Annotated in this window: 20 protein-coding genes; 5 read left to right on the top strand and 15 right to left on the bottom strand. The window is 71.3% G+C overall.

Features of this window, described 5'->3' with window-relative positions:
* Positions 1-27: 27 nt before the first annotated feature.
* The 6 genes from ABZ854_RS07215 to ABZ854_RS07190 form a co-directional block, all read right to left on the bottom strand.
* Positions 28-1818, bottom strand: a complete 1791-nt coding sequence (locus ABZ854_RS07215; protein WP_361205570.1) for an IucA/IucC family siderophore biosynthesis protein — start codon at positions 1816-1818, stop codon at positions 28-30.
* Positions 1815-2375, bottom strand: coding sequence for a GNAT family N-acetyltransferase (locus tag ABZ854_RS07210; RefSeq protein ID WP_361205567.1), 561 nt, complete (start codon positions 2373-2375; stop codon positions 1815-1817). Before ABZ854_RS07210 ends, ABZ854_RS07215 begins: the two co-directional genes overlap by 4 nt.
* Complete coding sequence (locus tag ABZ854_RS07205; protein WP_361205564.1) at positions 2372-3649, bottom strand: SidA/IucD/PvdA family monooxygenase; 1278 nt, start codon at positions 3647-3649, stop codon at positions 2372-2374. The genes ABZ854_RS07210 and ABZ854_RS07205 overlap by 4 nt, the downstream gene beginning before the upstream one ends.
* Positions 3633-5075 (bottom strand): lysine decarboxylase DesA, encoded by a 1443-nt coding sequence (desA, locus tag ABZ854_RS07200; RefSeq protein WP_361205561.1) that lies wholly within the window; start codon positions 5073-5075, stop codon positions 3633-3635. Before desA ends, ABZ854_RS07205 begins: the two co-directional genes overlap by 17 nt.
* A 100-nt stretch (positions 5076-5175) precedes the next feature.
* On the bottom strand, positions 5176-5997 hold the full coding sequence (locus tag ABZ854_RS07195; protein ID WP_361205558.1) for a siderophore-interacting protein: 822 nt from the start codon (positions 5995-5997) through the stop codon (positions 5176-5178).
* A gap of 84 nt (positions 5998-6081) precedes the next feature.
* Positions 6082-7134, bottom strand: coding sequence for an ABC transporter substrate-binding protein (locus ABZ854_RS07190; protein WP_361205555.1), 1053 nt, complete (start codon positions 7132-7134; stop codon positions 6082-6084).
* 119 nt (positions 7135-7253) lie between these two features.
* Here ABZ854_RS07190 and ABZ854_RS07185 point away from each other — a divergent pair, with 119 nt between their 5' ends.
* Positions 7254-8177, top strand: a complete 924-nt coding sequence (locus tag ABZ854_RS07185; RefSeq protein ID WP_361205552.1) for an immunity 49 family protein — start codon at positions 7254-7256, stop codon at positions 8175-8177.
* Between the two features lie 72 nt (positions 8178-8249).
* Here ABZ854_RS07185 and ABZ854_RS07180 read toward each other — a convergent pair whose 3' ends face one another.
* The 4 genes from ABZ854_RS07180 to ABZ854_RS07165 are packed head-to-tail and all read right to left on the bottom strand — an operon-like array spanning position 8250 to position 13928.
* Complete coding sequence (locus ABZ854_RS07180) at positions 8250-9410, bottom strand: acyl-CoA dehydrogenase family protein (RefSeq protein ID WP_361205550.1); 1161 nt, start codon at positions 9408-9410, stop codon at positions 8250-8252.
* Positions 9411-9415: 5 nt separating this feature from the next.
* On the bottom strand, positions 9416-10372 hold the full coding sequence (locus tag ABZ854_RS07175) for a hydroxymethylglutaryl-CoA lyase (protein WP_361205547.1): 957 nt from the start codon (positions 10370-10372) through the stop codon (positions 9416-9418).
* Positions 10369-12300: an acetyl/propionyl/methylcrotonyl-CoA carboxylase subunit alpha gene (locus ABZ854_RS07170; protein WP_361205544.1), complete on the bottom strand. Its 1932-nt coding sequence runs from the start codon at positions 12298-12300 to the stop codon at positions 10369-10371. Before ABZ854_RS07170 ends, ABZ854_RS07175 begins: the two co-directional genes overlap by 4 nt.
* 11 nt (positions 12301-12311) lie before the next feature.
* Positions 12312-13928: a carboxyl transferase domain-containing protein gene (locus ABZ854_RS07165; RefSeq protein WP_361205541.1), complete on the bottom strand. Its 1617-nt coding sequence runs from the start codon at positions 13926-13928 to the stop codon at positions 12312-12314.
* Between the two features lie 96 nt (positions 13929-14024).
* Here ABZ854_RS07165 and ABZ854_RS07160 point away from each other — a divergent pair, with 96 nt between their 5' ends.
* The 3 genes from ABZ854_RS07160 to tesB all read left to right on the top strand — a co-directional run bounded on the left by ABZ854_RS07160 (position 14025) and on the right by tesB (position 16865).
* Positions 14025-14642, top strand: coding sequence for a TetR/AcrR family transcriptional regulator (locus ABZ854_RS07160; RefSeq protein WP_361205538.1), 618 nt, complete (start codon positions 14025-14027; stop codon positions 14640-14642).
* Positions 14643-14803: 161 nt separating this feature from the next.
* The gene (locus ABZ854_RS07155; RefSeq protein ID WP_129309055.1) at positions 14804-15961 is read left to right on the top strand and encodes an acyl-CoA dehydrogenase family protein; all 1158 of its coding nucleotides are present in this window, start codon (positions 14804-14806) and stop codon (positions 15959-15961) included.
* A gap of 37 nt (positions 15962-15998) precedes the next feature.
* On the top strand, positions 15999-16865 hold the full coding sequence (gene tesB / locus ABZ854_RS07150; protein ID WP_361205536.1) for an acyl-CoA thioesterase II: 867 nt from the start codon (positions 15999-16001) through the stop codon (positions 16863-16865).
* Between the two features lie 23 nt (positions 16866-16888).
* Here tesB and ABZ854_RS07145 read toward each other — a convergent pair whose 3' ends face one another.
* From ABZ854_RS07145 to ABZ854_RS07125, 5 genes are all read right to left on the bottom strand, one after another.
* Positions 16889-19180 (bottom strand): FtsX-like permease family protein, encoded by a 2292-nt coding sequence (locus ABZ854_RS07145; RefSeq protein ID WP_361205533.1) that lies wholly within the window; start codon positions 19178-19180, stop codon positions 16889-16891.
* Entirely contained in the window at positions 19177-19794 is a 618-nt protein-coding gene (locus tag ABZ854_RS07140; RefSeq protein ID WP_361205530.1) for an ABC transporter ATP-binding protein, read from the bottom strand. Before ABZ854_RS07140 ends, ABZ854_RS07145 begins: the two co-directional genes overlap by 4 nt.
* A 132-nt stretch (positions 19795-19926) precedes the next feature.
* Complete coding sequence (locus ABZ854_RS07135; RefSeq protein WP_361205527.1) at positions 19927-20337, bottom strand: hypothetical protein; 411 nt, start codon at positions 20335-20337, stop codon at positions 19927-19929.
* Positions 20338-20538: 201 nt separating this feature from the next.
* A complete protein-coding gene (locus ABZ854_RS07130) occupies positions 20539-21327 on the bottom strand; it encodes a phosphatase (protein ID WP_361205524.1) in 789 nt (262 codons plus the stop codon).
* Positions 21328-21406: 79 nt separating this feature from the next.
* Complete coding sequence (locus tag ABZ854_RS07125; protein WP_361205521.1) at positions 21407-23041, bottom strand: helix-turn-helix domain-containing protein; 1635 nt, start codon at positions 23039-23041, stop codon at positions 21407-21409.
* 191 nt (positions 23042-23232) lie between these two features.
* On the opposite strand from ABZ854_RS07125, the gene ABZ854_RS07120 reads away from it, so the two are divergent.
* Positions 23233-24705: a sodium:solute symporter gene (locus ABZ854_RS07120; RefSeq protein ID WP_361205518.1), complete on the top strand. Its 1473-nt coding sequence runs from the start codon at positions 23233-23235 to the stop codon at positions 24703-24705.
* The last annotated feature ends 11 nt before the right edge of the window (positions 24706-24716 follow it).

Genomic DNA, 24716 nt, shown 5'->3' with positions numbered 1-24716 from the left:
TCCGTCCGCTCCCTCAGAACGCGGCGATCAGAACGCGGCGATCGGGTTCCTCAGGGTGCCGGCCAGCTGGAGCGCGCCGGACGGGTCGGTGAGGTCGACCATCTGCCGGTTGTCGCGCAGCTGGAGCCGGTTCAGGCAGGACAGGGCGAACTCGGGGGCGAAGAGGTCGTACCGCCGGAATTTGTCGGCGAGTTCGGGCACCGACTCCTGGTACTCACGGGTGACCTCGGCGACCGTGCGCCAGAAGTCGTCCTCCGCCAGGACGCCCTCGGCGGCGAGCCGGGCCGCGAGGAACCGGAAGAAGCAGTCGAAGACGTCGGTGAACAGGGACAGCAGCTTCTTGTCGTCGGGGACGTCGACGCGGATGCGCCGCACCTCCGGCGGCAGGACGGCGTCCGGGTCCATCACCGCGATCTCCTCGGCGATGTCCTTGAAGACCGCCCGCCGCACCGCCCCGTCCTCCAGCACGAGGATCACGTTCTCGCCGTGCGGCATGAAGACCAGGTCGTAGGCGTAGAAGGAGTGCAGGAGCGGGGTGAAGTAGGCCCGCAGGTACTGGCGCAGCCACTCGGTCGGGGCCTGACCCGAGCGCTCGATCAGGGCGCCCGCGAAGGACGCGCCCTCGTGGTCGACGTGCAGCAGCGAGGCCATGGTGGCGAGCGACTCGCCCTCCGCGAGCGTGGGGACGGGGCTCTCCCGCCACAGCGCGGCGAGCATCTTGCGGTACGGGGAGTGGCGGTCGGTGGCCCGCTCGTACTCCAGGTGCCGGTAGCCGACGGCCGCCCGCTCGCGGATGACCGTCAGGCCGGTCGACGTGAGCACGGGGTCACCGTCGATCAGCTGGGCGAGCCAGTCGTTGATCGCCGGGGTGGCCTCCATGTAGGCGGCCGAGAGGCCCCGCATGAAGCCCATGTTGAGCACGGACAGGGCCGTCTTCACATAGTGCTTCTCCGGGTGCGAGGTGTTGAAGAACGTCCGGATGGACTGCTGGGCCAGGTACGCGTCGTCGCCCTCGCCCAGGCACACCAGATCGCGGCGGGCGACCTCGGCGGCGAACGTCACACTGAGCTTGTTCCACCACTGCCAGGGGTGGACCGGGATGAACAGGTAGTCGGCGGGGTCGAGGCCCTGCCCGGTGAGGACGGCGTGGAACCGGCGGACCGTGTCCTCGCCCAGCTCCTGCCGGACGAACGGCTCGTACGCGAGGCCGGCGCCCGCCGTGAACACGGCCCGCGAGCGGTGCGCCGCCAGCCACACCAGCCGTACGGGACTCGCGGTCTCGGGGGCGTACGACAGGTACTCGTGGACGCCGAACCCGAGTCGCCCGTTGTTGGCGACGAAGCAGGGGTGCCCCTCCGTCATCCCGGTCTCGACGTCCTGGAACCCGGCCCGGACCAGCTCGGCGGCCGGGACGGACGGCTTGGTGAGCTTGTAACAGGTGCCGGACAGGGTGGAGGAGATCTCCTCCAGGTAGACGGGCAGGACCTCGTCGCCCAGCCCGAGCGACCGCCGCAGCTCGATGACGAAGTCCAGTGCGGCAAGCGGAAGTTCGGAGCCCGAGCGCTGCCGGGTGAGGGAGTCCGCGTCGATGTCCCAGTGGTCGAGGGCGCGCCGGGTGGCGGTGAACCGGTACGCGGTCAGCCCGTCGTCGCTGCGGACGACGTAGCCCTCGCCGTCCGCCTCGGGGGTGATCAGCCGCTCGTGCGCGAACTCCGCGAGGGCCTTGCGGACCAGGAGCCGGTTGGCGGTCTCCCAGCGCTCGGGGGAGAGGTGGGAGACGGCGTCGGCGTGGGGCGTGTGCAGGGCGGGGAGGGTCATATGGAGACCGCCTTCTCGAACTGCTCGCGCGTGCAGAAGCTCAGCAGCGCGGTCTTCTCCGGCTTGTTGACCTCCCGCTCGGGCAGGAACCCGACGGCCGCGTTCAGGGCGTGCACGGCCGTGTTGCGGACGTCCGGCTCGACGACGACCCGGTGTGTCGCCGGGTCCTCGAACAGGTGGGCCATGACGGCGGTGATGACGGCCCGGGTGAAGCCGTGCACGGGGGTACCGGTGGCCGGGACGAGGAAGTGCATGCCGGTGTCGCCGGGCTGCGGCTCGTACAGGCCGACCAGTTCGCGGCGGGCGGGGTCGTAGCGCTCCATGAGGAAGACCGGTGTGCCGTCCCGCAGCCCGAGGAGGGCGTGGTGGTGGTCGTCGGCGGAGATCTCCATGTAGGCGCGCTCGACGTCCTCGAGGCGGGCGTCCCGCATCATCCAGAACGCCGCCTTGGGGTGGGTGACCCAGGAGTGCAGCAGCTCGGCGTCGGTGAGCGGGTCGACGGGCCGGAACGTGAAGACGGGCGGCGCGGTGGCGGGGCTGGTGTGGGCGGGGGTCATGCGGCGAACTCCTGGAAGGCGATGGACTTCTCGACCGGGTAGTACTCCGTGCCGAGCAGCTCGCGGATGATGCAGCTGTTGCGGTACGCGCCCATGCCCAGGTCGGGGCTGGTGATGCTGTGGGTGTGCACGCCGGCGTTCTGCAGGAAGACGCCCCGGCCGGTGACGTCGATCGCGTAGTTGCGGGCGATGTCGAAGTTGCCGTGGGAGTCGTGGCGCAGCCGGTCGCGGAGGGGGGCGAGGAACTCCGGCTCGGTGTACCGGTAGCCGGTGGCGAGGATGAGCCCCTGGGACTCGATCTCGTAGTCCTTCTCCTGCTCCTCCTGCCGGAAGGACAGCGTGTACGTGCCGTTCTCGTGACGGGCTTGGGTGAGCGCCGAGTTGGTGAGCAGCCGGGTGGGCACCGGACCGGCGAGGTTCTTCTGGTACAGCAGGTCGAAGATGGCGTCGATCAGGTCACCGTCGATGCCCTTGAACAGGCCCTTCTGCCGTTCGGTGAGCCGGTAGCGGGTGGCCTCGGGGAGGGCGTGGAAGTAGTCGGCGTACTCGGGGCTCGTCATCTCCAGGGTGAGCTTGGTGTATTCGAGCGGGAAGAAGCGGGGGGAGCGGGTGACCCAGTTCAGCCGGTAGCCGTGGACGTCGATCTCGCTCAGCAGGTCGTGGTAGATCTCGGCCGCCGACTGGCCGCTGCCGACCAGGGTGATGGACTCCTTGCGCTGGAGTACCGCCTTGCCCTGCACATAGCGGGAGTTGTGCAGGAAGTCGCCGCCGAGGTCCCGGCAGGCTTCGGGGACGTACGGCGGGGTGCCGGTGCCGAGAACCAGGTGGCGGCCGCGGTAGGTGTCACCCGTGGCGGTCCGCACCACGTAGACACCGTCCTCGTACGTCACCTCGGTGACCGTCGAGCCGAACCGGACGCTGCTCAGCTTGCCGGCCGCCCAGCGGCAGTAGGCGTCGTACTCCACGCGGAGCGGATAGAAGTTCTCGCGGATGTAGAACGAGTACAGTCGGCCCCGCTCCTTCAGGTAGGCGAGGAAGGAGTACGGCGAGGTCGGGTCGGCGAGGGTGACCAGGTCGGACAGGAACGGGGTCTGGAGGTGGGCGCCGTCCAGGAACATGCCCGCGTGCCACTCGAAGCCGGGTTTGCTCTCCAGGAAGACGCCGTCCAGCCCGTCGATCGGCTCGGTGAGGCAGGCGAGGCCGAGGTTGAAGGGGCCGAGGCCGATCCCCACGAAGTCGTGGGTGTGCAGGCTCGTTTCAGGACGCGCGGTCAAGGGACTCTCCCAGGTACTGCTCGGCGTGGCCGGCGATGAGGTCGAGGACGGCGGCGATGTCGTCCGTGGTCGTCTCGGGGTTGAGCAGGGTGAACTTCAGATAGTGGCGGCCGCCCGCCTTGGTGCCCGCGACCACGGCGTCCCCGGAGGCGAACAGGGCCTTGCGGGCGTACAGGTTGGCGCGGTCGATCTCCGCCGGGTCGGTGACGGCCGCCGGGATGTAGCGGAAGACCAGCGTGGAGAGCGAGGGTTCGACGACGACGTCGTAGCGCGGGTCGGCGGCGAGCATCCGCCAGCCCTCCCGGGCCAGGGCGCACACCTCGTCGAACAGCGCGCCGACGCCCTCGGCGCCCATGGTGCGCAGCGTCAGCCACAGCTTCAGCGCGTCGAAGCGGCGGGTGGTCTGCAGGGACTTGTCGACCTGGTTGGGGATGCGCTCGCGCGTCATGCGGCGCGGGTTGAGGTACTCGGCGTGGTAGGTGGCGTGCCGCAGGGTGACCGCGTCCCGGACCAGTACGGCGGACGAACTCACCGGCTGGAAGAAGGACTTGTGGAAGTCGACGGTGACCGAGTCGGCGCGCTCGATGCCGTCGAGGAGGTCGCGCCGGGTCGGGGAGACCAGCAGCCCGCAGCCGTAGGCGGCGTCCACGTGCATCCAGACGCCGTACCGGCCGCAGAGTTCGGCGATCCCGGGCAGCGGGTCGATGGAGCCGAAGTCGGTCGTCCCGGCGGTGGCGACGACGGCCATCGGAACCAGCCCCTCGGCACGGCACCGCTCCAGCTCGCGCGCCAGCGCGACCGTCTGCATCCTCTTGTCCCGCCCGACGGGCACGGGGACGACCGAGTCCTCCCCGAGCCCCAGCAGTTTGGCGGACTTCCGCACGCTGAAGTGACTCACCTCGGAGGCGAGGATGCGCAGCCGGTCCGTCGCCTCCGCCTTGGCCTCCTCCCGTGCGAGGAGCAGCGCCTGGAGGTTGGACTGGGTGCCACCGGAGGTGAACACGCCGTCGGCGGCGGGGCCGAGGCCGATGCGGTCGGCCGTCCAGTCGATGAGCCGCCGCTCGATCAGGGTGCCGCCGGCAGACTGGTCCCAGGTGTCCAGCGAGGAGTTGACCGCCGACAGCACGGCCTCTCCCAGGACGGCCGGGATGACGACCGGGCAGTTGAGGTGCGCGAGGTAGCGGGGGTGGTGGAAGTACACCGCGTCCCGCAGGTAGACCTCCTCCAGCTCGTCGAGGACGGCGGCGGTGTCCCCGAGCGGCCGGTCGAGGTCGACGCGGTCGACGCGCGGGGCGAGAGCGTCGACGGTGACGCCGGTGAACGGCCGCTCGGTGGTGGCGAGTTTGGCCGCCACCCGCTCGACTCCTTCGGTCACGGAGCGGCGGTAGTGCTCCGCGGTGAGGCCATTGAGCAGGTGCGAGCGCATGTGGGGGTCCTCCGAAGTGGGCTTCAACTTAGGTTAGCCTAACCTAAGTTATTGATTCATGGACATGCGTGTGCCCCGACCGCCCTGCGGCCCGGGCCAGTTACTCGCCGACGGCCCTCAACTGCTCCTCGGTCATCCCCTGCCGCCAGTACCCGACGAAGGTGACCCGGCGGCGGTCGACACCCCGCTCGCCGACGAAGTGCCGGCGCAGCGCCTTCACCCGCCCGGACTCGCCCGCGATCCACACGTACGGCCGCTCGGCGTGCGGCAGCCGCGCCGCCCGTACCGCGTCGACGGCCATGGGGGCCCCGTCGTGCCGTACCAGCCAGGTGATCTCCGCGTCCGCCCGCGTCACCACGTCCTGGATGTCCCCGGCGTGCGGCACCTCCAGCCAGGCACGCACCCGCGTCCCGGCGGGCAGGGCCTCAAGGATCGCGGTCGCGGCGGGTACGGCGGTCTCGTCACCCCACATCACCACCAGATCGGTCCCCTCAGGCGACCGGAACCGGATCGCCCGGTTGTCGGCGACCGCCGGCCCGAGCACCAGCACCCGGTCCCCGACGCCGGCCCGCCCGGCCCACGAGGACGCCGGCCCCACCCCGTGCAGCGCGAAGTCGATGTCGATCTCGTCCGGCTCCCGCCGCAACGCCCGCAAGGTGTACGACCGCATCACAGCCCGCACCCCCTCGGGCAACTCCCGCCACGCCTGCCACCATCCGTCCCCGAGATCGAGGGGCACAACGGGTTCGACCTGCCCCGGCTGCGGCAGAAAGACCGACAGCGACTGATCGCACCCGAGAGACCGGAACGCTTCCAACTCCGGTCCGCCGAAAGTAACCCGAACGAGAGAAGGCCCAAGCCGCAGAGTGCGGACCACGTGAAGCGAGAAGAACCGGTAGGGATTGGCAACGGCGGTAGTCATAGAGACTCCTGAATGAGCGTCGAACTTGCAACCATGCCTGCGGCAGACCTGCTTAGGGGCGCGGCCCCCACGCACCCGCAGATCTCAACTGACCTTCTTCGCCTTCTCCAGGGCGGAGGCCAACCCCGTAAGCAACGGAACACACTTGTCGTAAGACAGAATCGGCTCGGGCGACCGCCCGATAACCTGCCCCGCCCGCACCGCAGGCAACTTCCTCCACGTCCCCTTGCTGATATCAGCGGGCTGGATCGCCGAGGTCCGGTCGTCCATCATGATGATGTCCGCCCTGTACTTGTCGACGTTCTCCCAGCTGAGCGACTCGTACCAACCCCCACCCTGCTTCTTCGCACTCTCCGGCGGCTCCACGAAGTTCACCCCGAGCGCCTTGAAGTACTCCAGGTCGATGGAGAGGTTGGTACCGGACACGTAAAACAGCTGGTCGCTCGCGGACCCGGCCATCACCCTGATATCCGGCTTGGCCTTGGCCGCCGCCCGCAGCCGCCCCGCCGCCTCCTCGAACCGCCTCTTCGCGTCGACCGCCTTCGCCGCCTTCATGTCGCCGCCGAGCGACTCGGCCAGTGCCCACATGCGCTGGAGCGGCTGGGTGAGCTGACGGTCGTAGACGGAGATGCCGACGCTGGGAGCGAGTTGGGCGATCTTCTTCTTCGACTCCTCCGGGACGTACCAGAGCGTGCCGGCGTCGTCGAACATCGTGGAGATCAGGACGTCCGGCGCGAGCGAGGCGTACTTCTCGATGTTGAACTGCCCCCAGCTGTTGCCGAGGACGGTCACCTCGCTGACGTCCATGTCGCCTGCCTGGACGTCGGGCTTGCCGTCCTTGGTCGTCGTCGGGCCGAAGACGCCCTTGACCTGGACGCCGTAGTCGTGGAGGGCCGCGCCGACTCCGGTGAAGGCGACGATGTTCGCCGGGACCTTGTCCAGCTTCACCGTCGCACCGCGGTCGTCCTTGAAGCTCCAGGGGCCGGACGGCCCGCCCTTGGCCGCGGTCCCGGAGCCGTCGCTCCCGCTTTTCTCGTCGCCGCACGCGGCGAGCGCGGCGCCGAGTCCGAGGGCGCCGCCCGCGGCGAGGAGACCGCGGCGGGTGAGGGAGGGGGCAGGGCTACGGAACATGGGCATGACTGCTTTCGACCGGGGCGGGACGCCCGTCGGACACGTTGAAGATAGGTTAGCCTAACCTCACTAAACGTCCAGGGGGTGTGGCGGCGGTGTCAGCGTCCGGTGCCAGGATGATGTCCATGACGATCATCGAAGTGGCCGGCCACGAGGTGAGTGAGCGGCGGATCGAGCGGGCGCTGGAGAACATCGCCCACCGGGTGCACAGCCGTTGGCACACCATGAGGTACGACTGCTACGCCGACGAGGAACTGCGGGCGACGCGGGACGATCTCCTGGACCACGTCGGCGCCCGCACGCGTACGGACCCCCGGCTCGGCTCCGGCCCCTCGCGCCTCGCCCTGCGCACTGCGGCGGAGTGCGCCCTGGGCTACCTGGACCTCGGCTCCTTTCCCGACGGAGACCAGGAGATCTCGTTTCCCCTCATCGGAGAGAGCCTCAGCAGCGAGGACCTGGCCCTGGGTGAGGCGGTGGAGCACGCGTCCACCGCCGGGGACTGGCTGGACGCCTTCGCGCTGTGCGTGGTCAGCGGACTGGTCCGGGAACAGGACCGCGCCATCGGGCTCGTCCTGCGGAACGACCACGCGCCCGCCATCCGGGACGGGGTGCCCTACTCGAAGCTGGACTCCGTCTCGGACCCGGGCGAGCTGGCGGAGATGGACACCCTCGCCTGCTATCTGACCGAGGCTTCCGGGCACCTGCCCCGGGACTGGCCGGCGCGGACGCTGTGCATGCCGGAGGTCGACGAACGCCTCGACGGCGCGCTGCTGCTGAACGCCCTCGGTGAACTGACGCCGGACCAGCGGCTGTTGCGGGTGCTCGTGGAGGACAACCAGCCGGCGTTCGAGCAGGCGCTCCAGCGGCGTCTCGTCCAGCACCGGGAGAGCGTGCCCTCGGACGCGCCGCCCCGGAGCCTGCTCCCGCTGAAGACGATCGCCCTGGCGGCGCTGGCGGTCCAGGTGCACGGCTGGGACCTGAACGTCCGGTCGGCCTACCTGCCGCAGGCCCTGCTGAACGCCCCGGAAGAGGCGTCCTCGGCCGGCTGACCGTCCCGGCCCGGCACCGGCCGGGGCCGACGCGGGCGGACCGCGCAGTGCACGCGGTCCGCCCGCCCGGTCTCAGCCCGCGAGCCCCAGCTCGCGGGCGATCAGCATCCGCTGGACCTCGCTCGTGCCCTCGCCGATCTCCAGGATCTTGGAGTCGCGCCACATGCGGGCCACCGGGTACTCGTTCATGAAGCCGTAGCCGCCGTGGACCTGCGTGGCCTCGCGGGCGTTGTCGACGGCGACCGTCGAGGAGTACAGCTTGGCCATCGCCGCCTCCTTCTTGAAAGGCTCGCCGGCCACCAGCCGGTACGCGGCGTCACGCCAGGCGAGCCGGGCCGTGTGCGCCTTCAGCTCCATGTCGGCGATCTTGAACTGGATCGCCTGGTTGGCGCCGATCGGCTTGCCGAAGGCGTGGCGCTCCTGGGCGTACTTGACCGACTCGTCCACACAGCCCTGGGCCAGACCCGTGGCGAGGGCGGCGATGGCGATGCGGCCCTCGTCCAGGATGCGCAGGAACTGCGCGTAGCCCCGGCCCTCCTCGCCGAGCAGGTTGGCCGCCGGGACGCGGACGTCCTGGAAGGACAGCTCGCGGGTGTCGGAGGCGTTCCAGCCGACCTTGGAGTAGGGCGCGGCGACCGTGAAGCCCGGCGTGCCGGACGGGACGATGATCGCCGAGATCTGCGGGCGGCCGTCCGGCTTGCGGCCCGTGACGGCGGTGACCGTGACCAGCCCGGTGATGTCCGTGCCCGAGTTGGTGATGAAGCACTTGGTGCCGTTGATCACCCATTCGTTCGTGTCCGCGTCCAGGCGGGCCGTGGTGCGGGTGGCGCCGGCGTCGCTGCCGCCGTCCGGCTCGGTCAGGCCGAACGCGCCCAGCATCTCGCCGGAGCACAGACGGGGCAGCCACTCGCGCTTCTGCTCCTCGGTGCCGAACAAATGCAGCGGCATCGCGCCGAGGGAGACCCCGGCCTCCAGGGTGATCGCCACCGAGGAGTCCACCCGGGCCAGTTCCTCCAGGGCGATGCCGAGGGCCAGGTAGTCGCCGCCCATGCCGCCGTACTCCTCGGGGAACGGCAGGCCGAACAGGCCCATGCGGCCCATCTCGCGGACGATCTCGTAGGGGAACTCGTGGCGCTCGTAGAAGTCGCCGATCTTCGGCGCCACGACGTCGTGCGCGAACGCCTCCACCGTGCGGCGGAGTTCCTCCAGCTCGGGGCTGAGACGGTGGTCCATGCTGATCACTTGTCCTTGTGGGGCTGTGTCGTTGTGCCGAGGGCGCGGACGGTGCGGGACGGGCTGGGCCGGCCCAGCTGTTCGGCCATCCACACGCTCGTGGCGGTCAGACGGCCGAGGTCGACCCCGGTCTCGATGCCGAGTCCGTGCAGCATCCAGACGAGGTCTTCGGTGGCGAGGTTGCCGGTGGCGGACTTGGCGTACGGGCAGCCGCCGAGGCCGCCCGCGGAGGCGTCGACCGTGGTCACGCCGTGCTGCAGGGCCGCGTACGTGTTGGCGAGCGCCTGGCCGTACGTGTCGTGGAAGTGGACGCCGATCGTGTCCGTGGCCACGCCCGCCTCGTTCAACCGGCCCAGCAGCGCGCGCACATGGCCCGGGGTGGCCACGCCGATCGTGTCGCCGAGGCTCAGCTCGTCACAGCCCATGTCACGCAGGGCCGTGCAGACGCGGACCACCTGGGGGAGGGGGACGCCGCCCTCCCAGGGGTCGCCGAAGCACATGGAGACGTAGCCGCGCACGCGCACCCCGGCGTCCTTGGCCTGGCGGACCACCGGCTCGAACACGGCGAGGGACTCCTCCAGCGTCCGGTTGAGGTTGGCCTTGGCGAAGGACTCGGTGGCGCTGGCGAACACCGCGATGCCGCGGGCGCCCAGCGCGAGGGCCCGGTCCAGGCCGCGCTGGTTGGGGACGAGGACGGGCAGTTCGGCGTCGAGGCCGGAGATCTGCGGGAACAGGTCCTCGGCGTCGGCCAGTTGGGGCACCCACTTGGGGTGGACGAAGCTCGTCGCCTCGATCGTCGTCAGGCCCGCGTCGGCCAGCCGGCGGATGAACTCCGCCTTCACCGGCGTCGGCACGGCCCCCTTCTCGTTCTGCAAGCCGTCGCGCGCGCCCACCTCGTAGATCCGCACCCGGGAGGGCAGATCCAGGGCCGGGACGGTCATCGGCAGTCCGTCGGTGCTCACTGCGCCGCCTCCTCGGTGGGGGCGATGACGGCCAGCACCTGGTCCATGGCGACCGTCGAGCCCGGAGTCACGTCCAGTTCGGCGACCGTGCCGGCGTGCGGGGCGGAGATGACGTGCTCCATCTTCATCGCCTCCACCACCAGCAGGCTCTGCCCGGCGGCCACCTCGTCGCCGACGGCGACCTTCACCACCGTCACGGTGCCGGGCATCGGCGCGGTGAGGGAGTCGGCGCCCGCGTGCGCGGCGCCGGTCAGGGACGCGGCCACCGGGTCGTGGTCGCGGACCTGCCAGGCGTCGCCGTCCCGGCCCAGCCAGTCGGCGGCCCGGTGGAAGGTGTGCCGGACGCCGTCCAGGGTGACGGTCACCCGGTCCCCGGTGACGGTGTGCGCGCCGCGCGGGGTGTACGCCACCGGCTCCTGCGCCCGCAGGTGGAAGACGGGCGGCTTCGGGGTGCCGCCGAGACGGAAGCCGTCCGGCACCGAGAACGGGTCGGTCCAGCCTTCCGCGCGGGGCTGGAGCGCGTCCAGGCGGACGGCCGCCGCCGCCTCGTACACCTCCTCGGGTACGTCCGTGGAGACCAGGTCGTCCACCACCCGCTCGACCAGTCCGGTGTCCAGGTCGCCCGCCACGACCGCCGGGTGGGCCAGCAGCCGGCGCAGGAAGCCCGCGTTGGTCTGCACCCCCAGCGTCACCGTGCCCGCCAGCGCCGACCGGAGCTTCCTGAGCGCGGTCTCGCGGTCGGGGCCGTAGGCGATCACCTTGGACAGCATCGGGTCGTACAGGCTGCCGACCTCGGTGCCCTCGCTGAGCCCGGAGTCGGTGCGGACGCCGTCGCCCTGCGGCTCGGCCAGCCGCAGCACGGTGCCGCCGGACGGGAGGAAGCCGCGCGCGGGGTCCTCGGCGCAGATGCGGGCCTCCACCGCGTGCCCGGTGAGGGTGATGTCCTCCTGGGCGAAGCCCAGGCGCTGCCCGGCCGCCACCCGCAGCTGCCACTCCACCAGGTCCAGGCCGGTGATCAGCTCGGTGACCGGGTGCTCCACCTGGAGACGGGTGTTCATCTCCATGAAGTAGTACGACGACGGGTCGCCGCCCGGCACGATGAACTCCACCGTGCCCGCGCCCCGGTACCCGCAGGAGCGGGCCGCCTGCACGGCCGCCTCGCCCATCGCGGCCCGGATCTCCTCGTCGAGGAGCACGCTGGGCGCCTCCTCGATGATCTTCTGGTGGCGGCGCTGCAGCGAGCACTCGCGCTCGCCCAGGTGGACGACGTTGCCGTGGCCGTCCGCCAGCACCTGGATCTCGATGTGCCGGGGGGTGTCCACCCAGCGCTCGACCAGGAGCGTGTCGTCGCCGAAGGAGGCGCGGGCCTCGCGGCGGGCGGCGGCGATCTCCTCGGCCAGCTTCTCGGCGTCCCGCACCAGGCGCATGCCCTTGCCGCCACCGCCGGCCGACGGCTTCAGCAGCACCGGCGTCCCGATCTCGTGGGCGGCCTCGGCGAGCTGCTCGTCCGTCAGCCCGCTGCCGCTGGAGCCGGGCACGACCGGGACCCCGGCCGCCTTCACCGTCTCCTTGGCGCGGATCTTGTCGCCCATCAGGGTGATCGCGTCCGCCGACGGGCCGATGAACACCAGCCCCGCCTCCTCGCACGCCCGCGCGAAGGCCGCGTTCTCGGCGAGGAACCCGTACCCCGGGTGGACGGCCTGCGCGCCGGAACGGGCGGCCGCCTGAAGGATGTTGTCGATGGACAGATAGCTCTCCGTCGCGGACGGCGGGCCGATCCGGACCGCCGTGTCGGCCTCGCGCACATGCCGTGCGTCGGCGTCGGCGTCGGAGAAGACCGCCACCGAACGCACGCCCATGGCACGCAGCGTCCGCATCACCCGGACGGCGATCTCGCCCCGGTTGGCGACCAGCACTGTGTCGAACACGGTTCCTGTCCTCACATCCGGAAGACGCCGAACTGGGGGTCTCCCAGAGGCGCGTTGGCACAGGCGGTCAGGGCGAGCCCGAGCACCTGACGGGTTTCCATGGGGTCGATCACGCCGTCGTCCCACAGCCGGGCGGTGGCGTAATAGGCGCTGCCCTGGCGCTCGTACTGCGCGCGGATCGGCGCCTTGAAGGCGTCCTCGTCCTGAGCCGCCCACTCCTCGCCGCGCGCCTCCAACTGGTCGCGCTTGACGGTGGCGAGGACGGAGGCCGCCTGCTCGCCGCCCATCACGGAGATCTTGGCGTTGGGCCACATCCACAGGAAGCGGGGGGAGTAGGCCCGGCCGCACATCGAGTAGTTGCCCGCCCCGTACGAACCGCCGACCACGACGGTCAGCTTGGGCACGCGCGTGCACGCCACGGCCGTCACCATCTTGGCGCCGTGCTTGGCGATGCCGCCCGCCTCGTAGTCCTTGCCGACCATGAAACCGGAGATGTTCTGCAGGAACACCAGCGGGATGCCGCGCTGGTCGCACAGCTCGATGAAGTGGGCGCCCTTCTGGGCGGACTCGCCGAACAGGATGCCGTTGTTGGCGACGATCCCCACCGGGTGGCCGTGGATCCGGGCGAAGCCGGTGATCAGTGTCTGGCCGTACTCGCTCTTGAACTCGGCGAACCGCGAGCCGTCGACCACGCGCGCGATGATCTCCCGCACGTCGTAGGGGGTGCGGGAGTCCACCGGAACCGCGCCGTACAGCCCGGCGGGGTCCACCTTCGGCTCGACGGCCGGCACGACCTCCCAGGGCAGGGACCGCCGGGCCGGGAGCGTGGCGACGATGTTCCGGACGATCCTGAGCGCATGCGCGTCGTCCTCGGCGAGGTGGTCGGTGACGCCCGAGGTGCGGGAGTGCACCTCGCCGCCGCCCAGCTCCTCGGCGGTGACGACCTCACCCGTGGCCGCCTTCACCAGGGGCGGGCCGCCCAGGAAGATCGTGCCCTGGTTGCGGACGATCACGGCCTCGTCGCTCATCGCCGGCACGTACGCCCCGCCGGCCGTGCAGGAGCCGAGGACCGCCGCGATCTGCGGGATGCCGGCGCCCGACATGCGGGCCTGGTTGTAGAAGATCCGCCCGAAGTGCTCGCGGTCGGGGAAGACCTCGTCCTGCATCGGCAGGAACGCGCCGCCGGAGTCGACCAGGTACAGGCAGGGGAGGCGGTTCTCCAGGGCCACCTCCTGGGCGCGGAGGTGCTTCTTCACCGTCATCGGGTAGTACGTGCCGCCCTTGACGGTGGCGTCGTTGGCGACGATCACGCACTCGCGCCCGCTGACCCTGCCGATCCCGGCGATCACACCGGCGGCCGGGGCCTGGCCGTCGTACATCCCGTCGGCGGCCAGGGGCGCCAGCTCCAGGAACGGTGAGCCCTGGTCGAGCAGGGTGTCCACCCTGTCCCTCGGCAGCAGCTTGCCGCGCGCGGTGTGCCTGGACCTCGCCCGCTCGCCGCCGCCGAGCGCCACCGCGGCCAGCTTGCCGCGCAGCTCCTCGACGAGGGCGAGGTGGGCCTTTTCATTGCCCCGCCAGGCCTCCGACGCGGGATCAGCCGCGCTGTGAAGCTCCGGTGCCTCGTGCATCCTGCGGTACCCCTCACCCAGTGGTCGACTGTTAATGAGCGTTAACCATCCCTCACAGGTTAACGACCGCTAACCTCCCTGTCTAGAATTGGCGGCATGGTCACCAGAACCGACGCCCCCACCCGGCGCGAGCAGATCCTGAAGGAGGCCGCCCGGCTGTTCGCCGAGCGCGGCTTCCACGGTGTCGGGGTCGACGAGATAGGCGCCGCCGTCGGCATCAGCGGCCCCGGCCTCTACCGCCACTTCCCCGGCAAGGACGCCATGCTCGCCGAACTGCTCGTGGGCATCAGCGGGCAGCTCCTGACGGGCGCGAAGCGGCGCCTGGCGGAGGCGGAGGCGGCGGCCGGGGCGGGGGCCGACGGTGCGGCGGACCCCGCCGCGGTGCTCGACTCCCTCATCGAGGGCCACATCGACTTCGCCCTCGACGACCGTCCCCTCATCACCCTGCACGACCGCGAGCTGGACCGCCTCCGCGACAGCGACCGGAAGCTGGTGCGGCAGTTGCAGCGGCAGTACGTCGAGCTGTGGGTGCAGGTGGTGCGGGAGGTGTATCCCGGGCTGCGGGAGCCTGCGGCGCGGTCGGCTGTGCATTCGGTGTTCGGGCTGCTGAACTCGACGCCGCATCTTGGTCGTGCCGGCACACTGCCTGGTCGGGGGACCACCGCGGATCTGCTGCACCGGATGGCGAGGGGTGCTTTCGCCGCGGCGGGCTGAGCCGGAGGGGGTGCGGGGCTTCACCCCGTGCCCCTGGCGGGGTCCGCGTGACCGGGGTTACGAGGATCGGTTCTTTACTCCTTGTACTACTCGCCGGTACCTTTGTGTGAGCAAGCGCTTAGACAGGGGCTGTCCAGCCAAGGTACGTGGAGGTGGCGGAAGTGCGCCGTACGGTGTTCAACGAGGATCACGAGGCGTTCCGGGAGACCCTTCGCGCCTTCATCGAGGCCGAGGTCGTTCCCGTCTACGACGAGTGGTTCGCGGCCGGGCAGGCCCCGCGCGACTTCTACTACAAGCTCGGTGAGCTGGGCATCTTCGGCATCAACGTGCCCGAGGAGTTCGGTGGCGCCGGCATGGACAGCCACAAGTTCGAGGCCGTCCTGTACGAGGAGACCGCGCGCGCGGGTGTGCAGTTCGGCGGCTCCGGTGTGCACGTGCTGCTCGCCCTGCCGTACATCAAGATGCTGGCCACGGACGAGCAGAAGAAGCGGTTCCTGCCGAAGTTCGTCACCGGCGAGGAGATGTGGGCCATCGCGATGACCGAGCCGGGCACCGGCTCCGACCTCGCGGGCATGAAGACCACCGCCAAGCTCTCCGAGGACGGCACGCACTACGTCCTCAACGGCGCCAAGACCTTCATCACCGGCGGTGTGCACGCCGACAAGGTCATCGTCTGCGCCCGGACCTCCGCCCCGACCGCCGAGGACCGCCGCCACGGCATCTCCCTGTTCGCCGTGGACACCAAGTCCGAGGGCTACTCCATCGGCCGCAAGCTGGACAAGCTGGGCCTGCGCACCTCCGACACCGCCGAGCTGGCGTTCGTCGACGTGAAGGTGCCGGTCGAGGACCTGCTGGGCGAGGAGAACAAGGGCTTCTACTACCTGGGCCACAACCTGGCGTCCGAGCGCTGGGGCATCGCCTTCGGCGCCTACGCGCAGGCCAAGGCCGCCGTCCGGTTCGCCAAGGAGTACGTGCGGGAGCGCACCGTCTTCGGCAAGCCGGTCGCCCACTTCCAGAACACCAAGTTCGAGCTGGCCGCCTGCCAGGCCGAGGTGGACGCCGCCGAGGCCGTCGCCGACCGCGCGACGGAGGCGCTGGACGCCGGTGAGCTGACCCCCGCCGAGGCCGCCTCCGCCAAGCTGTTCTGCACCGAGGTCGCCCACCGCGTCATCGACCGCTGCCTCCAGCTGCACGGCGGCTACGGCTACATGAACGAGTACCCGATCGCCCGCCTGTACGCGGACAACCGCGTCAACCGCATCTACGGCGGCACCAGCGAGATCATGAAGACGATCATCGCGAAGGACATGGGCCTGTAGGACCACCGGTCATCGCTGGCCTGTACAACTAGATCCCATGAGCCAGGCACTCCAGGATCTCCTCGATCTGCTCGACCTGGAGCAGATCGAGGAGAACATCTTCCGCGGCCAGTCCCGCTCCGCTGTCGTACCCCGTGTCTTCGGCGGGCAGGTCGCGGCGCAGGCGCTGGTCGCCGCCGGGCGCACGGTCCCCGCGGACCGGCCCGCCCACTCGCTGCACGCCTACTTCCTGCGCCCCGGCGACCCGGGCGCGCCGATCGTCTACACGGTCGACCGCATCCGCGACGGCCGCTCCTTCACCACGCGCCGCGTCGTCGCCGTCCAGCACGGCAAGCCGATCTTCCACCTCTCGGCGTCCTTCCAGACGTACGAGGAGGGCCTGGACCACCAGGCGCCGATGCCGGCCTCACCCGACCCGGCGACCCTGCCCACCTCGCAGGAACGCCTGCGTGGTTACGACCACCTCGGCTCCGAGGTCGTCGAACGCTTCCTGGAGGCGCGCGAGGCGATCGATCTTCGCTACGTCGAGGAGCCGCCGTACGGCAGTTTCGGCGAGCCGCGCGAGCCGCACTCGCAGGTGTGGTTCCGCACCAACGGCAAGCTCGACGACGACCCCCTGCTGCACGTCGTCCTCGCCACCTACGTGTCCGACATGACCCTGCTCGACTCGGTCCTGCTCGCGCACGGGCGCGGCGGCTGGGCCGTCGGCGACGTGGTCGGCGCCTCCCTGGACCACGCGATGTGGTTCCACCGCCCGTTCCGCGCCGACGAGTGGCTCCTGTACGACCAGGAGTCCCCGTCGGCCCACGGGGGCCGAGGCCTCGGCCAGGCCCGCATCTACACCCAGGACGGCCGCCTCGCCATCACGGTCATCCAGGAGGGCGTGGTCCGCGTCCCCCGCTGACCCGCCCTCCCCCCCGGGGCCCCTCAGTCCCTGCGGATCAGCTCCGGGTCGATGCGCCTGCCCACCAGCGGCAGGGTGCCCAGCGTCGCCGCGACCACCACGCCCAGCGCCGCGCACGCCAGCAGCGGGATCCCGGCGAAGTCCCAGCGGACCGCGCCGCCCCCGGTGACGAGATAGCTGGACTCGGCGAGCTTGCCGCTCACCAGGGCGAGGACCAGGCCGATGGTCAGCGGGAGGACCACCTGGGTGCTCTGCACCGCCCGGAGGGTGCGGGTCCGGGCCCCGATGAGGGTGATCGCCGTGATCTGCGCCCGGCGTTCGACGGCCCGGTCCGTCACGGAGACCAGGAAGGCCCCGACGCCGATCACCATTCCCATGATCATGCCGAGGACCAGCAGCGTCTCGATGACCGCGATCTGCTGGAGGCTGTCGACGTTGACGCCGACCGGCTCCACGGCGACGGTGGGCGCGACCGCGCCGATGCCGTCGAGGACCGAGCGGACCGTGCCGGAGTCGGAGGCGCTGTCCAGGACGAACGCGCCCGACTGCGGCCGGGCGTGCGCCGGCAGCGCCGACGGCGGCAGGATCACCGACGCGCCGCCCACCGCGGAGGGGTCGTAGGGCCGGAAGACGACCGTGGCGGTCGGGATCGTGAGCTTCAGGGACACCTGGCGCGTTCCCTCACGCAGGTGGAACGGGAAGGCGGCTCCCGGGCGGATGTCCGGGTCGGCGGCGCTGTTCGGATCGACCAGGCGCATGACCTGCCCGTCCTCGCAGCCGTCGGCCCGCTCGACCAGCCGGGACAGCTGGGCGCAGGTGGCGACCAGGGCCGTGGCCTGGGTCGGGACGTCGGAGGAACGGGGGTCGGTCCAGGAGTCCATCGTGACGGCGTGGGCGCGTATCCCCGGCAGTCCGGCCAGCCGGCTCTGCTCCTGTCCGGTGACGGCCGAGAGCGGCAGGGAGTAGTCCTGGACGGGATTGCTGGGCCTGCTGACCTCCTCGAACTCGATCAGCACGCCCTGCGCGAGCGACGCGGCGAACACGAGCAGCACCAGCCCGGTGACCACGCGCAGGGTGCTGCCCGGCTCGACCTCTGTGCGGCGCATCGCCAGATTGAGCGTCAGGGACTGCGTGGTGCCGGCCACCTTCCGGGCGAGCAGGTACGACAGCCACGGGAGGGTCAGCACGAGTCCGGCGCCGGTGAGCAGCACGCCGGCCACGACGAGGAGCCCGTTCACGCCGTCGCTCGTGGCGGGGTGGCTCGTGAGCCCGGTCGCGCAGTAGCCCGTGACGACGCCGAGCCCCGTGACCAGCAGCAGCCCGCCCCACCTGCGCGGCGGCTTCGGTACGGCCGTCCGCCGTACCGCCAGCGGATCGGCCGCGGCCTTGCGGGCGCTGGCCCGGCCGGTGAACCAGGCCAGCGCCGGGCAGCCGAGGAGGCAGAGGGCGACAGTCGTCCAGGACAGGGCGCCGTCGGCCGGATACCAGCGCAGGGAGGGCAGGCCGGAGCGGGCCATGACCTGGTTGAGGATCCAGTACTCCCCGAGTCCGAGGAGTGAGCCGAGCAGCGCCGCGGCGACGGTCTCGGCGGCGTTCACGCGCTGGGTGCCCCGGGTGCTCAGGCCCAGCAGGCGCAGCGAGGCGAGCCGGCGGGTGCGGCTGGCGGCGGAGAGGCGGGCGCAGACCGAGAGGAAGACGGCCAGCGGGAGCAGGACCAGGGTGGCCAGGGCGAAGCGGAGGTTGGTGAGGGTGGAGGGCTCGACGACGGGGACCGGGGCGTAGGGGTAGCCGAAGGATTTCAGGGCCGCGGTGTCGGAGTCGCCGGTGATCCGGGGCCGGGTCGTGCCGACGTAGGCGTACAGCTCGTCGGGGTCCGCGAGGCCGGCCGGGCCGATGAGCCCCTTCTCGCGGCCCGGCAGGAGTCCCTTGAGGGCGGGCTCGGAGCGCAGCAGGTCGTGCAGCCGCGGCGAGACGAACAGCTGCCCGGGACGGGGGAGTTCGCCGAGCCCGGGCGGCGGGGCCTGCCTGCCACGGCTTCCCCTGGCGACGAAGACCCGGGTGAACGGTCTGGACCCGTGGGGGTCCGTCCGCTCCAGGACGAGCGTGGCGCCGGGCCCCGCGTGCCGTGCCGACGTCGTGCGGGGCTCACGGGCCGCGGCCCGGCCGTCGTGCGCGTCGAGGATCGCCGGGATGGTCAGGACGAGGGCGAGGCAGCACACACCGAGCGAACTGCCCGCCGCCATCAGGAAGAAGCGGACGCGGTTGCCCCGGCCGGCGCCGGACAGCAGGCGCAGGCCGAGCAGGAGCTCCCTCACGCCGCCTCCCGCGGGGTGAGGACGCCGTCGGCCATCGTGTAACGGCTGTCGGCCCGCGCGGCGACCGCCGGGTCGTGCGTCACCAGGACGACGGCGGTGCCCTGGGAGCGTGCCAGGTCCAGGAACTCCTCCAGCACGGCGGACGCGTTGGCGCTGTCCAGGGAGCCCGTCGGCTCGTCGGCGAAGACGACGGCCGGGCGGTGGACCAGCGCCCGGGCCACGGCGACGCGCTGGCTCTGGCCGCCGGACACCTGTGAGGGCCGCCGTTCCCGCAGCTCGCCGAGTCCGAGACGGTCCAGCACCGCACCCGCCGCCGCCAGCGCGGGCTTCTTGCGCTGTCCGGCGAGGCGGAGGGGGAGCGCGGTGTTCTCCTCGATGGTCAGCTCGGGCAGCAACTCCCCGTACTGGAACACGAATCCGAAGCTCTCCCGGCGCAGCGAACTGATCTGCTCGTCGTCGAGGTCCGCGAGCACCCGCCCCTCGAAACGCACCCGCCCGCGCCCCGCCGGCAGAACTCCGGCCAGGCAGTACAGCAGCGACGACTTCCCCGACCCGCTCTGCCCGGTGATCGCGACCACTTCCCCGCGCGCGACCGACAGATGCACACCGCGCACGGCGAGGTGACTGCCGTAGGAGAGGTCAACTCCCGTGGCAGACAGAATTTCTGACGTAGTGATGACTTCCCCCAAGAAGCGGATGGGCCCAGGTTCGCACCTGGGCCCCATGGTCTCACCGGTGGATCGCCGCTACCGCTTGTAGTGCTTGGTCACGGAGCAGTTGTCCGGGTGGAACGAGCCCTTGTCCCGGCACACGCGTATGTAGGCGTCCTCGGTGTACCGCTCGGCGCCGTCCCAGTTGTAGTAGTCCAGCGGCACGGTCTTCTTCTGCTTGCCGTTGTACCGGCTCCAGCTGTGACCCTCGACCTTCACCTGCATGTACACGTTGTGCCCGTCACCCTTGTCGGTGTCCTGGAGTTTGCCCTTCCACTCGAAGGAGCCGTGGTGCTGGCCGGCCGGCCAGAACTTGTACTGCCCGGCGTAGAACTTGCCGCCACCGGTCGACAGGGTCGGAATGGTGTGCCAAGAGGCGGCGAACGCGGTTCCTGCCCCCGCAGCGAAGAGGGCCGCCGTGATGGCGCCCACTGCCAGCTTCCGCATGGTTTCTCCCGTTTTGTGTTCTGTTGTGGGCCCTGGCGGTCATGTCAGGGCCGCGTCGAAACTAGTCGACTCCGAGCAGAACGAGAGAGGAATTACTGGTCAGTAGAGAACCTTTTGGGGCGATTCGCCGCCCAGGACTTTGCGATGATCTTGCTTGTTGTTGAGCTGGATTTGATCTTGAGTCGGGCGCGGCCGCGGCGATCAGGCCAACCCCGCCTCCGACAACAGGTACGACGTCATCGGGTCGTAGTAGCGGGGGCTGATGACGTGGTCGTCGAGGGGGACGGCGACCTGGAGGGTGCCCTCGGACTCGGCGAGGAAGAGGGCCGGGTCGTTGCAGTCGGCGTAGCCGGCGGAGTCGATGCCGTGCTGGGCCGCGTATCCCGCCCAGCCGTGGTCGGCGACCACGAGGTCCGGCAGCGGGCGGCCCTCGCGCTCAAGTGCCGTCAGGATGGCGCGCATCGGCTCACCGGAGTGCGTGTGCCAGAGGCTCGCGCCGTGCTCCAGGACGGCCACGTCGGCGAACTGCATCACGTACCCCTCGTCCGTCTGCAATTGGTCCGGGATGACGACGATCTCGCAGCCGGCGGCGCGCAGCGCGGCGGCTGTCGCCCGGTGCACGTCCAGCAGTCCGCCGGGGTGGCCGGTGGCGAACAGCACCCGCTGGCGGGCGTCGGCCGCCTTGCGCAGCCGGCGCGCGAGCCGCTCCAGCGCGTCCACGGTCAGCTCCGGGTCGATGGTGTCCTGCCCGTACCGGTGCTCCGGGTCGTCGCTGACGCCCACCCGCTCCGCCATCACCGCGAGCACGTCCTGCTCGTCCGTCCAGCGCTCGCCCAGCTCAAGACCCAGCCAGAAGTTCCGGTCGCCGTTCGCCAGCCTGCGGTAGTGGGAGAGGTTGTTCTCGCGGGGCGTGGCGACGTCGCCCGCGATACGGGTCCTCACCAGGTGGTCGACGAGCTGGGCGCGGCTGGGTGTCCCGGATATCGGCATGCCCCCCATTGTGAGGCAGCCCGCGGGGGCGCGTCTCCGCCATATCGAGCGCTGGGACACGGGTCACCCGGCTCAGCACTCAGTGTTTCCGCAGCGCGAACCACAGTTCCATCCGTACGTCCGGATCGTCCAGGTCGGCGTCCAGCAGCGCCGCACAGCGGGCGATCCGCTGCCGCACGGTGTTGCGGTGCACCTGGAGTGCCACCGCCGTACGGTCCCAACTGCCGTGCAGCGACAGCCAGGTGCGCAGCGTCCCGGGCAGCGCGGGGTGGCCTGCGAGGGGTGCGAGGAGCGTCTGGGCGTGCGCCTCCGCGTCGGCACCCGGCACCAGGTCGTCCAGCGCCATGCGGTCGCCGTGCCGGACCAGTGGGGCGCGGGTGGCGCGGGCGCGGGCCAGGGCGTGCGCCGCCTGGGTGTCGGCCGCCGGCCACTTTGGCGGCTCGACGGCCGCGCTGACCCCGAGGGTCCACCCGGGATGTGGACCGTCCGGCCGCCGCTCGGCCGGCACCAGGAGCCGTACGACGTCGTGGGCCAGGTCGAGCAGCGGGGAGCCCAGCGCCGCGCCCAGGGCGGAAGCGGCCACCGCGTCCGGGAGCCGGCGCTCCGGGCGGGCGTGCACGACGACCCACCGCTCCGCACCGAGCAACGGCGCGACCTCCTCGGGCGGCGCCCCGAGCAGCAGCCGCACCAGCGCCGAGGAGCGCGCCGTACCGGCCCCGCTGTGGTGCTCGCCGGTGAGGAGGGAGAGCAGCACGGCGGCGACGGAGGCGATGGTGTGGTCGCCGGGCTCCCGGTGGACGGTCGCCACGCCGAGGACGAAGCCGTCCCCGGCGCCGAGGGCGTAGGCCGACAGGTGGGTTTCGGCCAGGGTGTCGGTCGCGGAGGCGGGGGGCTGCGGCTGGTCCGGCCCGGGCCTGACGACCGCCGTCAGCTCCGCCAGGGCCGCGCCCACCCCCTCGGCCGGGTCCCGGCCCGCGCTCGCGACCTCCGTGCCGTCGGGGCCGTACAGGACCGCGCGGCCCGTCAGGCGCCGGGCGAGCCGGCGCAGGACCGAGGGGACCGGGTCGGGCCGGGCGGCGGCCGCCGCGAGGCCCTGCTGGGCGTCGGTGACCCGGCGCAGTTCCGCCATGCGGGCGCGGGCCATCAGCTGCCACACCGCGCGGGCCACCCCGGAGAACGTGGTCTGCGGCGGAACCTCCAGCAGCGGCAGGCCGTACGCCTCGCAGGCCGCGACGAGCGCGGGCGGCACGGTGTCGTGGAGCGGGGCGAGCCCGAAACCGAGGGCGGCGCCACCGGCGGCGACGATCCGGGAGACGTAGGTGTCGAAGTACGACCCCGGGTCGGCGGCATCCGGGGCGGTGGCATCCGGGCCCGGGGCATCCTGGGCGGCGGCTCCCGTCCCGGCGGCTCCCGTCCCGGCCGGCCCCCGGACCGCCGTGTCCGTCCCGGCCGGCTCCCCGACCGCCGTGTCCGTCCCGGCCGGCTCCCCGACCGCCGTCTCCGGGACGTGCACCCCCGCCGTCAGCAGCAGCTCGCCGCCCAGCAGGTACGGGTACGGGTCGGACATCTCCGAGGTGTGGGCCGCGTGGATCACCAGGTCCGGGCCGGAGGGCCCGGCGATCTGCCGCAGCGCGAGGTCCTCCCGGGCCAGCAGGGCCGACAGCGGGATCGCCGGGGTGGGCGGGACGACAGGGGAGGGGGCCGGGTCCGGCATGGTGTGCGTTTCCTCCATCCCGCACGGCTCGAATGGATGAAACGTACACTTCGCAGTCGCTTTCCGGCCACCTAGTGTCAAGGGCGCACGGTAGCCGCGGGTACGGGCGGATGTCCCCGCGAGCCGCTGCCGTCACGTCCCCGCCGCATCTGCACGACACGCCACCGGAAGTGCGCGAAGGAGGGTCCTGAATGGCCGTCGACTACACCGTGATCGTCCTGTATCTGGCCGGCATGCTGGCCATGGGCTGGTGGGGCATGCGCCGCGCCAGGTCCAAGAGCGAGTTCCTGGTGGCGGGCCGCCGCCTCGGCCCCGTGATGTACTCCGGCACCATGGCGGCCATCGTCCTCGGCGGCGCCTCCACCATCGGCGGGGTCGGGCTCGGCTACCAGTACGGCCTCTCCGGCGCCTGGATGGTCTTCACCATCGGCGTCGGCCTGCTCGCCCTGTCGGTGTTCTTCTCGGCCCGGATCGCCCGCCTGAAGGTCTACACCGTCTCCGAGATGCTGGACCTGCGCTACGGCGGCCGCGCCGGCGTGATCTCCGGTGTGGTCATGTGGGCGTACACGCTGATGCTCGCGGTGACCTCGACCATCGCCTACGCCACCATCTTCGACGTCCTCTTCGACATGAACCGGACCGTCGCGATCATCCTCGGCGGCGCCATCGTCGTCGCCTACTCCACGCTCGGCGGTATGTGGTCCATCACGCTCACCGACATGGTGCAGTTCGTCGTCAAGACGATCGGCGTGCTCCTGCTCCTGCTGCCCATCGCCGTGGTCAAGGCGGGTGGGTTCGGCGCGATGAAGGCGAAGCTGCCGACCTCCTACTTCGACCCGCTGGGCATCGGCGGCGAGACGATCTTCACCTACGTCCTGATCTACACCTTCGGCATGCTCATCGGCCAGGACATCTGGCAGCGCGTGTTCACCGCCCGCAGCGACCGCACCGCCCGCCTCGGCGGCACGGTCGCCGGCACCTACTGCCTGCTCTACGCACTCGCCGGCGCGGTCATCGGCACCGCCGCCAAGGTGCTCTACCCCACCCTCGGCAGTCCCGACGACGCCTTCGCCACCATCGTCAAGGACGAACTGCCCGTCGGTGTGCGCGGCCTGGTGCTGGCCGCCGCGCTGGCCGCGGTGATGTCCACCTCCTCGGGCGCGCTGATCGCCTGCGCGACGGTGGCCAACAACGACATCTGGTCGCGGCTGCGCGGCGCGATCCGCCGCACCGACGCCACACGGGACGAAGCGCACGACGAGGTCCGGGGCAACCGCGCCTTCATCCTGATCATGGGCGTCGCGGTGATCGGGACGGCCATCGCCCTCAACAACGTCGTCGAGGCGCTGACCGTGGCGTACAACCTCCTCGTCGGCGGCCTCCTCGTCCCCATCCTCGGCGGCCTGCTGTGGAAGCGCGGCACCGTCCAGGGCGCGCTGGCCGCAGTGATCGTCGGCGGGCTCGCCGTCATCGGCCTGATGGCGGGCTACGGCATCCTCGCCAACGAACCCGTCTACTACGGCCTGCTGGCCTCCCTGGCCGCCTACGTCGTCGTGTCCCTGGCGACGAAGCCCACCGACGAGGCCGTCCTGACCGCCTGGCGGGCCCGCCTCGCCGGAAAGGCCCCCGAACTCGTGTCCGAACCCGTCCCGGCTCACCAGTAGAGTCATAGCGA

This window comes from Streptomyces sp. NPDC047028, assembly GCF_040644095.1.
In the GTDB taxonomy this organism is placed as follows: domain Bacteria; phylum Actinomycetota; class Actinomycetes; order Streptomycetales; family Streptomycetaceae; genus Streptomyces.
The sequence above is the reverse complement of the archived record's forward strand: the minus strand, read 5'-3'. Positions and strand labels throughout refer to the sequence as shown.